The organism is Candidatus Mycobacterium wuenschmannii (genome assembly GCF_030252325.1).
Taxonomy (GTDB): Bacteria; Actinomycetota; Actinomycetes; order Mycobacteriales; family Mycobacteriaceae; genus Mycobacterium; species Mycobacterium wuenschmannii.
Genome location: NZ_CP126981.1, coordinates 3,712,709 through 3,726,409, shown reverse-complemented (window position 1 = coordinate 3,726,409; position 13,701 = coordinate 3,712,709). Strand labels below are relative to the sequence as shown.

Annotated in this window: 2 protein-coding genes; both read left to right on the top strand. The window is 69.1% G+C overall.

Going from position 1 to position 13,701, the window contains the following annotated elements; genetic code table 11:
- The first annotated feature begins 54 nt into the window (after positions 1 to 54).
- Positions 55 to 8,418 carry an SDR family NAD(P)-dependent oxidoreductase gene (locus PT015_RS17875; protein WP_449247312.1) on the top strand — a complete coding sequence of 2,788 codons (8,364 nt, stop codon included), beginning with the start codon at positions 55 to 57 and terminating at the stop codon, positions 8,416 to 8,418.
- Entirely contained in the window at positions 8,408 to 13,699 is a 5,292-nt protein-coding gene (locus tag PT015_RS17870) for a non-ribosomal peptide synthetase (RefSeq protein ID WP_285186218.1), read from the top strand. Before PT015_RS17875 ends, PT015_RS17870 begins: the two co-directional genes overlap by 11 nt.
- Positions 13,700 to 13,701 lie beyond the last annotated feature (2 nt).

Genomic DNA, 13,701 nt, shown 5'->3' with positions numbered 1-13,701 from the left:
CGTCACCTCGCAGTCGAGATCCCGGCTCGGCGTCCAGAATGAACGCCGGAAGGAATGCGATTGACGGAACGGACATTCCTGGATCTTGTGCGGCAAAGGGTCGAAACTTACCGCGATAAAGCCGCTTTCGACTATTGCCGCTATTTCGCCGACGGCGAAGAACACAGTCAACTGACTTTCGGCGAACTCGACACCCGAGCGCGGGCCACCGCGGCCGTGCTGCAGCGGATGGGCGCCACGGGTGAACGCGTGTTGGTGCTGTGCCCGTCGGGGCTGGACTTCATCGTGGCGTTCTTCGGGTGCATTTACGCCGGGGCGGTGGCGGTGCCGGTCCACCCGCCCGCGCGCGCCAAGGTCGTGGGCCGCGTCGCATCGATCGTGCAGGACACCGAGGCGCGCTTTGCCGTGGCCACCGCCGAGACGCAGGCGAAGTTCCAGACCGCGATCGACGAGATGGCCGACGGGTCGCCCATGCAGTGGTGCGCGGTGGATGCGCTCGCGACGCCGGACGGCGATTGGACCGCTCCGCGCATCGATCCCGACGACACCGCCATGCTGCAGTACACCTCGGGTTCCACCGGGTCGCCGAAGGGCGTCGAGGTGAGCCACCGGAATCTCCTGAGCAACGTCGAGGCGATCCGGACCGCGTGGGGCGGCGGCAACGACCGGGCCAAGGGCGTGTTCTGGCTGCCGCTGCACCACGACATGGGGCTGATCGGCGGCGTTCTGACCTCGATCTACGTCGCGGCCACCACCTACTTCATGCCGCCCGAATCCTTCATCGAGCGTCCGATGCGCTGGCTGGAAGCGATCACCAAGCACGGCGGCACAATCACCGCGGCACCGAACTTCGCCTACCAGCTGTGCGTCGACCTGAGCACCCCCGAGGAACGGGCCGCGCTGGATCTGTCCACGATGGCGACCGCGATGTGCGGCGCGGAGCCGATCCGTGCGGCCACCCTGGAACGGTTCATCGACGCTTTCGCCCCGGCCGGCTTTCCGCCGGAGGGGTTCGCCCCGGTCTACGGCATGGCCGAATCCACCCTGCTGATCTCCGGGAAGGCGGAGCAGCAGCGCACCGCACCGGTGGTGCGATGCCTGGACAGCGACGCGCTGCGCGACCACCGCGTCGTGGCGGTCGCCCCCGACTCACCGGACGCCGCTTCCTTCGTGGCGTGCGGTCAGGTGCAGCCCAACCACGAGGCCGTCATCGTGGATCCGACGACCGGCCGACCGTGCGCCGACGACGAGGTCGGCGAGATCTGGCTGGCGGGCGGGAGCATCGCGAAGGGCTACTGGGGTAAACCGGCCGAAACCGCGGAGACCTTCGGCGCTTCTCTCGCCGACACCGCGCGCGGCCCATTCCTGCGGACCGGTGACCTCGGATTCCATTTGGACGGAGAGCTTTTCGTGTCCGGCCGGCTGAAAGACCTCATCGTGATTCGCGGCCGGAACCACTATCCCCAGGACATCGAGTCCACGGTTCAGGACAGCCACGGCGCGCTGCTGCGCGGCCGCGGGGCGGCGTTCTCGATCACGCCCGACGCGGACTCCACCGAGCAACTCGTGGTCGTGCAGGAAGTCGACCGCTGGCGCGTCGGCGAGATCGACACCGACCAGGTGCTCGACGCGATCCGGATCGCGGTGGCCGAACAGCACGAAATTCGGCCGTACGCCATCGTTCTCACCGAACCGTCCACCATTCCCACGACGTCGAGTGGCAAGATCCGCCGCAACCGCTCGCGGCAGCGTTTCCTCGACGGCGACATCCCGGCGATCGCGGAATGGCGGGCGACGCCAACCGGCACGCCCCGGCACGCGTCCAGCGATCCCGCGCCACCCGAAGTCGCGCCCGAGGCCGGCGAACTGGCCGCGTGGCTGGCCACGCAGCTGTCCGACCTGCTCGACCTCTCCCCCGGTGACATCGACACGTCGCTGCCGTTCGCGCACTACGGCCTCGACTCGGTGCACGCCGTCCGGCTCACGGCAGCCCTGGGAGAGCATGTAGGACAAGAGCTTTCGCCCACGTTGCCGTACGAGTATCCGACCATCGACGCGCTGTGCGGCTACTTGACCGGGGGCGCCGCGACGGAACCCGCGTCGGAGCCCGTCGAAGCACGCGCGGTGAGCGCCGACGAACCGATCGCGATCATCGGCATCGGCTGCCGATTCCCGGGAGCCGACGGCCCGGCGGCATTCTGGCAACTGCTGACCGAGGGCCGCGACGCCGTCGGCGACATTCCGCCGGAGCGCTGGACGCCGGATGCCGACAGCGTCGGCCGGGGCGGATTCCTCGACCAGGTCGACCAATTCGACGCCAAGTTCTTCAACATCTCGCCCCGCGAGGCGGCGCGCATCGACCCGCAGCAGCGGCTGCTGCTCGAAGTGGCCTGGGAGGCACTGGAAGACGCCGGCCAGCCCACGGCACCGCTGGCCGGCACCCGCACGGGCGTGTTCGTCGGCGTCTCCACCTATGACTACGGCAGCCTGCAGTTCGGCCGGCCCGACCTGATCGACGCCTACAGCGGCACCGGCGGCGCGCTGAGTATCGCCGCCAACCGGTTGTCCTACGCGCTGGACCTACACGGGCCGAGCATGGCGGTCGACACCGCATGCTCCTCGTCGCTCGTCGCCGTCCACCTGGCCTGCCGCAGCCTGCGCGACGGCGAATCGACCCTGGCGATCGTCGGGGGCGTCAACGTCATCCTTTCTCCGGCACTGGGTCTCAACTTCAGCAAAGCCACCCTGATGGCGGCCGACGGGCGCTGCAAGACATTCGACGCCGCAGCCGACGGGTACGTGCGCGGCGAGGGCGCGGGTGCCGTCATCCTGAAGCCGTTGAGTCAGGCCCTGACCGACGGCGACCAGATCTACGCGGTGCTGCGCGGCAGCGCCACCAACCACGACGGGCGGACCAACGGCCTGACGGCGCCCAGCCGGCAGGCCCAGGAAGCGGTGCTCGCCGAGGCATACCAGCGAGCGGGCCTGTCCCCCAACAGCGTTCAGTACGTCGAGGCGCACGGCACCGGAACTGCGCTGGGCGACACCATCGAGGCCAACGCGCTCGGCTCGATCCTCGCCGACGGGCGCACGCCGGACAATCCCTGCCTGATCGGATCGGTGAAGACCAACATCGGCCATCTCGAGGCGGCGGCCGGAATGGCCGGGCTGATCAAGACCGCGCTGGCGCTGCACCACCGCGAGATCCCGTCGAGCCTGAACTTCGACGAGCCCAATCCGCACATCCCGTTCGAGCGGCTCGCGCTGAAGGTGGTCGGCACCCGCACGCCGTGGCCGCTGAGCCGCCGGGCCGTTGCCGGCGTCAGCTCGTTCGGGTTCGGCGGCACCAACGCACATGTCGTGATGACCGAGGCACCGGAAGTCCGCGCGCCGCAACCACATCCAGCGGGTAGCGAGTTGCTGCCGCTGTCGGCGCGATCGCCAGAAGCGTTGTCCGCGTTGGCCGCCCGCTACGAGGATGCGCTGCGGAGCGGGTTGTCACTGGCCGACCTCAGCTACACCGCCGGCGCGCATCGGGATCACCACGAGCATCGGCTGGCCGCCGTCGGCCGTGATGCCGCGGAAATGGCCGAGACGCTCGCCGCATATCGGCAGGGCGAGAACCGGCCCGGATCGGCGCCCGGGCGACGCCGTTCCGGACCGGGTGCCGTGTTCGTCTTCTCCGGGCAGGGCTCCCAGTGGCAGAGCATGGGGCGGCAACTGCACACCGAAGAAGAGGTCTTCCGCGACACGCTCGCCGAGTGCGACCGCGCGATGCGCCCTCACCTGAATGCGTCGGTGGTCGACGCGCTGCTCGCCGACGACGGCCTCGACGATATCGGCGTGATCCAGCCTGCCATCTTCGCGATGCAGGTCGCCCTGGCCGCGCTGTGGCGGTCCTGGGGTGTGGAGCCCGCCGCAGTCATCGGGCACAGCATGGGTGAAGTGGCCGCGGCGCACGTCGCGGGTGCTTTGAACCTCGACGACGCGGCCCGGGTGATCTGTGCGCGGGCCCGGCTGCTGCGCGGTGCGGCGCGCGGCGGGGCGATGGTCTCCGCCGAGTTGTCGCGCGCCGAGGCGGACGCGCTCATCGCCGGCCGGGAAGACCGGGTAGCTGTCGCGGCGAGTAACTCGGTGCGATCGACGGTGCTATCGGGTGATTCGGACGTGTTGTCCGAGTTGATGATCGAGATCGAGCGACGGATGAGATTCTGTCGTTGGGTCGACGTCGACGTCGCCTCGCACAGTCCCCGCATGGACGCGCTGCGCGCCGACCTCTCCGCGGCGCTCACCAGCCTCCGACCGACGGCCGCCACGACGCCGATGTATTCCACCGTGATCGGCGAACCGGTCGACGGCGCCGGCCTGGACAACTCGTATTGGGTGGCGAACCTCTGCTCGCCGGTGAGCTTCTCGCCCACTGCGCGACAGCTTCTCGAGCAGGGCCACGAGGTGTTCCTCGAAATTAGCCCGCATCCCGTGCTGCTGAGCGCGCTGCGCGAAGACGCCGAGGACCTCGGCCGCTCCTGCGCACTGGTGCCCTCGATGCGCCGCGATCAGGGCGGGCGCGAGAGCGTGCTGGCCTCGCTCGGTGCGCTGTATGCCAACGGGCAGCCGGTGGCCTGGGATCGGTTGCACCCCCGCGGCGGCCGACTGGTTGCGGCGCCCACCTACCCGTGGCAGCGGGAGCGCTTCTGGCTCGACATAACGGAGGGTTCGGCGCAACCCGTCCCGGAACCGTCGTCGTGGCGCGGGCCGATCCGCTCGGCGGCACAGCCGAACACGGTGGTCTGCGAAATCGACGTCAGCACCGCCCTTTTCCCGACTCTGAGTGACCACCGGGTGCAGGGGGCGGTCGTCGTCCCGGGAGCGACCCTGCTCGAGCTCGCCGTCGCCGGCACCGCCCGCGCATTCGGGACGCCTCTTCGAATGCCGCACGACGTCACGTTCCACCGGTCGCTGGTTCTCGATGGTGTGCAGCCGAGGACCGTGCAGCTGACGCTGCGTGGCGAGCCGTCGGGCCCCATCTCGTTCGAGCTGCAGGGCATGGACCCTACTGCGGCGCTGCTGGCAAGCGGCGGGATGGTCGTCGGTGAAACCGACGGCGGCGTGCACGACCCGGGCGAGGTCCAAACCCGTTGCACAGAGCAGATTTCCGGGGAGGCGTTCTACAGTCGTCTCGCGCGGCATGGGCTCGAGTACGGACCGGCATTCCGCGTGGTGACCGACGTCTGGCGCCGCGACGGCGAGGCGATCGCGCGGTTGTCGCCGGGCGACAGCGGCGACTTCGATGCGGCGTTGCTGGACGGCTGTTTTCAGGTGCTCGCCGCCACCCTTCCCGCGACCAACGGGCACTCGCACGACACCTATCTGCCGGTCGGCGTCGCGGATCTGCGAGTGCGGGCGATGTCGCCGGATGGTGTGTGGTGCCACACTCGGCTGCGCGACGGCGCCGAGAGCACTGTCGAGGGCGACGTGTTCCTGCTCGACCGGTCCGGGTCCGTGCTTGCGGAGGTACATGGGCTGCGGCTCAAGCGGGTTGGCGACTCGGCACCGAGCGCTCCCGCGGTCGTGGCGCGTGACGACCTGTTCGTGCCGCGTTGGGAGGCCGCCGATCTCGCTGCTGCCGAACATGGTTCGCCCGGGCCGGGAGACTGGCTGATCTTCGGCGACGCCGGCGCCATCACGGACGCCGCCCGGACGCTGCTCGAGCAGCGCTCCCAGTCCGGTGTGCTGGTCGAGCAGGGTGCCGACTTCGCGCGTCTCGGACCGGCTCACTACCGTGTCGATCCGACTCAGCCACACCACTTCCGGCGCGTCCTCGATGACCTGCAGGCGCCGCTTCGAGGCGTACTCCACCTCTGGGGTCTGTCGGACTCGATGGAAGCGTCCCGGGTCGTCGGCCCAACCAGTGTGCTGCACCTCGTCCAGGCGCTGACGGCCTCGCAGCAGTCGCCACGCCTGTGGCTGGTGACCCAGGGTGCGCAGCCGGTCGAGCCCGGCACGGACGACATGTCCGTTGCCCAGGCGCCACTGTGGGGCATGGGCCGCAGCATCAACCACGAGCACCCGGAGCTGCGCTGCTCGCGGATCGACCTACCGGTGCGCGAACAACCGGCAGACTTGTCCGCTTTCGTCGACGAGTTGCTCGCCGACACGAGCGGCACCGAGGTGGCCTTCCGGGGTGGACGTCGCTACGTCGCCGGCTTGGCGCCGCTAGTCGTGGAGCCGGAAGTCGTTCAGCCGACGCCGGGCGCCGCGTTTCGGATGGAATATTTGCGACCGGGCGTGCTCGACGACATCGACACCCGTACGGCCACTCGCCGGCTGCCTGACTCGAACGAGGTCGAAATCCAGGTTCACGCAACCGGATTGAACTTCATCGACGTGATGCGCGCCCTCGGCGTCTACCCGGGGCAGGAAGAAGGCCCCACCCAGGTCGGCGTCGAATGCTCCGGCGTGGTCACCGCCGTCGGCCACGATGTCGACGACATCCGCGTCGGCGACTCCGTGATCGCCCTGGCGGCAGAGGGTGTCGGCTCCTACGTCACCACCCTGGCGAGCTTGGTGACCGCCAAGCCGGTCGAGCTCAGCTTCGAACAGGCCGCGACGATCCCGATCGCGTACCTGACGGCCTACTACGCGCTGCACGAACAGGCCCGCCTACGACGCGGCGAGCGGGTGCTCGTCCACTCGGCGGCAGGCGGCGTCGGCCTGGCCGCGGTCGAGGTCGCGCGCTGGCTGAACGCCACGGTGATCGCCACCGCCGGTACCCCAGACAAGCGCAACCACCTGCACAGTCTCGGCATCCAGCACGTATTCGACTCGCGCTCAACCGATTTCGCCGATCAAGTGCTGGCCGTCACCGGCGGTGCGGGCGTCGATGCGGTGCTCAACTCGCTGTCCGGCGACGCGATCGCGCACAGCCTCGAGACGCTGGGCCCCTACGGCCGATTCCTGGAAATCGGGAAGGCGGACATCTACGGCGAAGGCCGCCTGCGGATGTGGCAGCTGCGGAACAACGCGTCCTACTTCGTCATCGACCTCGCCCGGCTGATCGTCGACCGGCCCGGCTACGTGGGCGGCCTGCTGCGCGACATCGTCGCCCACATCGAGCAGGGTGCGTTCCGCCCGCTGCCGGTGCGCGCCTTCCCGGCCGCCGAGACCGCGACCGCGCTGCGAACCTTGTCGCAGGGCAAGCAGATTGGCAAGATCGCCATCGCGGTGGACACGCGCGTACAGCCGGTGGCGTCGGTTGGGCAGCGCCCGACTCAGTTCGAGGCCGACGCGACCTACCTGATCACCGGCGGCCTCGGCGGCCTGGGCCTGGCCACCGCATCCTGGATGGTCGAACGCGGCGCCAGGCACCTGGTGCTACTCGGCCGCGGCCCCGCGTCGCCGACCGGCCAGCAGGCCATCGACGACCTGCCGGCGAATGTGGTCTACGCCCGCGGCGACGTCACCGAGCGTGACGCGCTCGCCTCGGTGCTCGACTCGATCCGCGCCGACATGCCTCCCCTGCGCGGCGTGGTCCATGCAGCGGGAATCCTCGACGACGGCATCCTCGCGCGCCTCGACGACCAGCGGGTGCGTGCCGTCATGGCGCCCAAAGTCGACGGCGCGTGGAATCTGCACACGCTCACCCGCGACGCAGACCTGGACTTCTTCGTGCTGTTCTCCTCTGCCGCAGGGCTTTTGGGTTCACCCGGGCAGGCGCACTACGCGGCGGGCAACGCGTTCCTGGATGCGCTGGCCTGGCATCGGCGCGCAGAGGGCAGGCCCGCGCTCAGCATCGACTGGGGTCCGTGGGCTGAGGTCGGCCTGGTCAACCGGCCCGAGCAGCACCGAAACCTGAACCGGCACGGCATGATTCCCCTACCGGTCACCGACGGGCTGCAGACGCTGGGGAAGTTGCTCCGGTCATCGGCCACCCAGGTCGGCGTCCTGCGGATGGAGTCGGGTGCCGGCCTTCCCGAGACGCCGGCCGAAACCAACGGCCCGTCCGGCCGCGACGACCTTCAGTCCTACCTACGCGATCAGGTTGCGGGCAAGCTCGGCGTGGCGCCGTCGCAGCTGGACATCGAATCGCCGCTGCAGCAACTCGGGGTCGACTCGCTGGTCGCGGTGGAACTGCGCGCGCAGATCGAGCGTGACCTCGGCATCGTCGTGCCGGTCGTGCGCCTGTTGGACGGTCCCAGCGTGACGGGGCTGGCCGGCTGGCTCGCCGACCAATTGGGCGGCACCCCAGCGGAACCCGCGTCTGTCGAGGCGCCGGATGCGCCGGCTGTCAACGGCTCCAATGGTTCGGACCCGGAGTGGATGGACATCCTCGGCCGGTTGCCCGACATCTCCGACGACGACGTCGACGCGCTGCTGCGCGACGTCCTTGCCGCACGGGAGGGTCAGGATGACGGATAACCTCGCCGGCCTGTCCGCCGAAGAGAAGCGCGTTCTGCTGGCACGCCTGCTGATGGAGAAGGCGGAGGAGTCGGCGTCGGCGTATCCGCTCTCGCACGGCCAGCGGTCGCTGTGGTTCCTGTACCAGCTGGCGCCGGGCAGCCCCGCGTACACGATCACCTATGCCGGGCGGATCCGCGGCCGGCTGAATGATGCCGCGCTGGAGGCCGCCGCCCAGGGGCTCGTCGACCGCCACGAGATCTTGCGGACCACCTACACGACGCGCGACGGCCAGCCGGTTCAGCTCGTCCACCCGCGGCTACCGGTGCGCGTCAACCGGCTGGACCTGAGCGCCGACGAGACCCAGCGTTGGTTGCGCCGAGAAGCGGACCGCCCCTTCGACTTACGCACCGGCCCGGTGGTGCGCTTCAACCTGATCACGCAGGGCCCCGACGAACACCTGCTGGTGCTGACGCTGCATCACATCGCCGTGGACATGTGGTCGATCGACCTGATCCTCGACGAGCTTCGACAGCTGTACGCCGCGGAGCATGGCGCACCCACGCCGCCGCTACCGCCGATGCGCTACGTCGACTACGCCGACCAGCACACCCACGCCATCGAGGGCGCCGACGGCGAGCGGCTTTGGCGGTACTGGAGCCGGCAGCTGGCCGGGGAGACGCCAATGTTGCGGCTGCCTATCGACCGGCCGCGCGGCGCGGTGCAGACGTACCGCGGTGCGGTGCACCGCTTCTCGATCGATCCTGCTCTGACCGCCCGGCTCAAGGACGTGGGGCGCAGCGCCGGCGCGACGCCGTACATGACGCTGTTCGCAGCGTATGCGACGCTGCTGCATCGCTACAGCGGGCAGGACGATCTGCTGATCGGCTCACCGTTCGGGTGCCGCGATCACGCGGGGCTGGCCAGCGTCGTCGGCTACATCGCCAACCCCGTGGTGTTGCGGCCCGACCTCGGCGGCAACCCGACCTTCACGTCCTTGCTGGGCCGCGTCAAGACAACCGTCCTGGAAGCGCTTGAGCACCAAGACTTTCCGTTCGCTCTGCTCGTCGAGAAACTGGACCCCGCCCGCGACCTGAGCCATACGCCGCTGTTCCAGGTGTCATTCGCCTGGGAGCAGACCCGCCGCTTCCAAGAGGGCGCGGCATCGGCTCCCGGGACGCTGGACTTCACGACGGCGCACATCGGCCAGGGCGGTGCGCCGCTCGACCTGATGCTGCTGATGGGCGAGCAGGACGGCGAACTGCTCTGCGCGCTGCAGTACAACACCGACCTGTTCGACGACACCACCATCGAGCGGATGGCCGAGCATTTCACCACGCTGCTCGGCGGCATCGTCACCGATCCCGATGCCAGCCTGTCGACGCTGCCGATCGGCACCGAAGCCGAGCGCACGCGGCAGCAGGAGTGGAACGACACGGCGACGCCGTTCGACGCTCCAGACACGTTGCCGGCGATGGTGACCGCAGCGGCCCGCGCGAATCCGTCGGAGATTGCGGTGACATTCGGCGACCGCGACCTGACCTACGCCGATCTCGACCGTCGCACGGACGATGTCGCGAGCCGGCTGCAGACGCTCGGTGTCGGACCGGACAGCGTCGTCACCGTCCTGCTGGACCGTAGCGAAGACTTGGTGGTGGCGCTGCTCGCCGTCGCGAAGTCCGGCGCCGCGTTCATGCCGCTCGACCCGGGGCAGCCCGCCAATCGCATCGCGGCGATGATCGAGGCCGCCGGCACACCGGTCGTCGTCACGCACGAGCGAAACCTGAAGTTGCTCAACGACTTTTCCGGTCAGCGACTCTGCCTCGACCTGCTGGCGACACCGTCGGAGACGTTCGCACCTCGATCCGCCGCGCGGCCGAACGGATTGGCCTACGTGGTCCACACGTCGGGCTCCACCGGCGTCCCCAAGCGGGTGCTCAACACCCACCGTGGCCTGCGCAATCTGCTGCTGTGGATGCGGGCGAACTACAAGGTCGACGCCCGTGACCGGGTGCTGCACCACACCCCGGTGACCTTCGATGCGTCGCTGGCGGAGATCTTCCTACCGCTGATCGTCGGCGCACGGCTGGTGATCGCGAAGCCCGACGGGCACCGCGACGCCGCCTATCTCGTGCGGACCATCGCCGAGCACAGCATCACCCAGATCGTGCACGTGGTGCCCTCGATGCTGCAGTCGTGGCTCGCCGAGCCGGGGCTCCGGGACTGCGTCGCGCTGCGGCGGGTGACGTGCGGCGGCGAGGCGCTGCCCTACGACCTCGCCCAACGTTTCCTCAACACCACCGATGCCGAGTTGTGGAACGAGTACGGCCCGGCCGAGTCCGCCGTCACCGCCACCTACGCGCACTGCAAACGCGGTGCGCCCGGGCCATCTATCCCGATCGGGCGGCCGATGGCCAACGTCCAGATTCATCTGCTCGACGGTTACCTCCAACCGGTGCCGGTGGGTGTGCCGGGCGAGCTGTACATCGGCGGAGCCGGCGTGGGTCGCGGCTACTCCGGCCAACCCGGCCAGACGTCGACCAGGTTCATCGCCGACCCGTTCGCCGCGAGCCCGGGTGGGATGCTCTATCGCACAGGCGATCTCGCCCGTTACGCGGCAGACGGCAACATCGAGTACCTCGGCCGTCAGGACAGCCAGGTCGAGATCCGGGGTGTCCGCATCGAACCCGGCGAGGTCGAGGTCGCGCTGGCCCGGCATCCCGACGTGACCGAGGCCGTGGTGGTAGCCGGCGCCGACGAGCGCGGCCACACCCAGCTGACCGCCCACATCGCGTCCACCGCGGTGCCCACGCCGAGTATCCAGCAGTTGCGGCGCTTCCTCCTCGAGTGGCTCCCGGCCGCCATGCTGCCAGCCCACTTCGTCGTGACGAATGAACTGCCGCGCACGTCAGGTGGCAAGGTCGACCGTCGTGTGCTCGCCGAAACCTCAACGGGCGCAGCGGAACGCGCGCGCGAATTCGTCGCCGCCCGCAACCACACCGAAGAGGTTCTGGTCGGCATCTGGTGCAAGGTCCTCGGGGTCGAACGGGTCGGCGTGCACGACGACTTCTTCGCGCTCGGCGGCTCTTCGACGCACAGCCTCGAGGTCGCGGTCCGAGCGGAGTCCGCGGGTCTGCCGCTGAAGCCGGAGTCGGTGTTCCTGTTCGGCACGATCGCCGAACTGGCCGAGGAGTACGGCGGCGAGCCGCTCGATAGCAGCCCCGCCGAGACGGTCCTTATCGAGCCGGAAGAGATCCGGCCGCAAGCCGAACCACGGGTGCTGCCCGCACCGCAACGGCCCGCCCGCAACACGGTGATCGAAAGTATCGGCACCTACTTGCCTTTCAAAGAGGTGTCGACGGCGGACATGCTCGCCGGCTGCGTCAACGACATTGGTATTCCGCTGGAGAAGTTGACCGGCATCAAGCACCGAAGGGTGGCGGCCGAGGGTGAGTTCTCCATCGACCTAGCCCGACAGGCCATCGCCGACTGCCTGTCCCGGTCGAGCTATCGGCCGGTGGAGATCGACCTGCTGATCTCGTGCAGCATCTCCCGCTACGACGGACCCGACCAGAAGTTCGTGTTCGAGCCCAGCACCGCGGCGCGACTGCGCGATCAGTGTGGGCTGGACAACGCGCTGGCATTCGACATCACCAACGCCTGCGCCGGAATGTTCACCGGCATCGCGATCGCCGACGCCTTCCTGCAGAACGGGCTGATCGGCCGCGCGATGGTGGTCAGCGGCGAATACATCACGCACATCAGCGAAACCGCGCAACGGCAGATCGAGGGTCCGATGGATCCCCGCCTGGCGTGCTTGACGGTCGGCGACGCCGGGGCTGCGGTGATCCTGGAACGCGGCCCCAACAACCGCGCCGGATTCCACGACATCGACATCGCCACGCTCAGCCGCTACGCCCCGATGTGCATCGCGAAGGCGACCGGCGGCCCCGAGGGCGGCGCGATCATGACCGTCGACTCGATTGCCGCAACCGCGATCGCGGTGAAGGCCGCGGTGCCCTACGTCGCCGGCGTGATGCGTCGGCACGGTTGGCGCCCCGAGCATTCCGACCACATCGTGATGCACCAGACGTCCGAGTCGTCGCTCAACGACGCCGTCGGCGCGGTGAACCGGATGTTCGGCGAAGGCTCCGCCAACCCGGGCAACACCATCTACAACCTTGCCGAGCGCGGAAACACTGCCAGCACAACCCATTTCGTCGCCCTCAAGGATCACATCCTGAGCAACCGGATCAGGTCCGGAGACAACGCGGTATTCGGCATCAGCGCCTCCGGCCAGACCGTCGGGGCCGCGCTGTACACCTTCGACGACCTGCCCGACCGGCTGCGCCGCGGTTCGGAGGACCACCGTCGCGGGGCGATGCACGACCCGCCGGCCGTCGAGCCACCGCAACCGCCCGCGGTGGGTATCGCCGGCATCGGCACGATTCCCACCGGCGCGCCCGGATCACGCGGCTCGGTGGAGTTGGCCACGCAGGCCGCCGCGCAATGCCTCGACCACATCGCACTGGACCGCAACGAGCTCGGCCTGATCATCCACGCCGGCGTCTACCGCGACGAGTTCATCAGCGAGCCCGCCATCGCGGCGCTGGTCGCCGGCGAGCTCGGGGTGAACGACGACATCCGATCCCCCGACGGCCCAAAGACTCTCGCCTTCGACGTGTTCAACGGCGCGGTCGGGTTCCTGAACGCCTGCCAGGTCGCCGTCCAGATGATCGGCGCGGGGAAGACCGGGCATGCCATGGTCGTCGCGTCGGAGACCGAGAACAACGATGGCAGCACCGCACACCCCTCCTACGGGCTGAGTGAGACGGGGTCGGCGGTGGTCCTGTCACCGACCGACGGCAATACGGGATTCGGCCGCTTCGTGTTCCGGCAGTACCCCGAGCACGCCGGTGCGCTCACCACGTACACCCGACACTCCGACGATCGGACGTGGCTGGAAATCGAGCGCGACCCTGATCTGGACGCGCACTATGTCGCAATCATCGCCGACGCGGTGGGCGAGTTGCTCAAGCTCGAGGCGATCGCCCCCTCGGACATCGCCGCGGTGTTCCCGCCGCACCTGTCGCAGCCCCACCGCGAGGAGCTCGCCTCCCGATTGGGCATTGCCAGTTCGCTATTCGTCGACCCGGTCTCCGATACCGACCCGTTCTCGTCGTCGGTACCGCACGGACTGCAGCATGCCTGGCAACACGGTCTGGTGCGGTCGGGCGATGTCGGGCTGATAGTGAGCGTCGGCTCCGGACTCCAAGTGGGTTGCGCGACTTACCGTTTCTGACG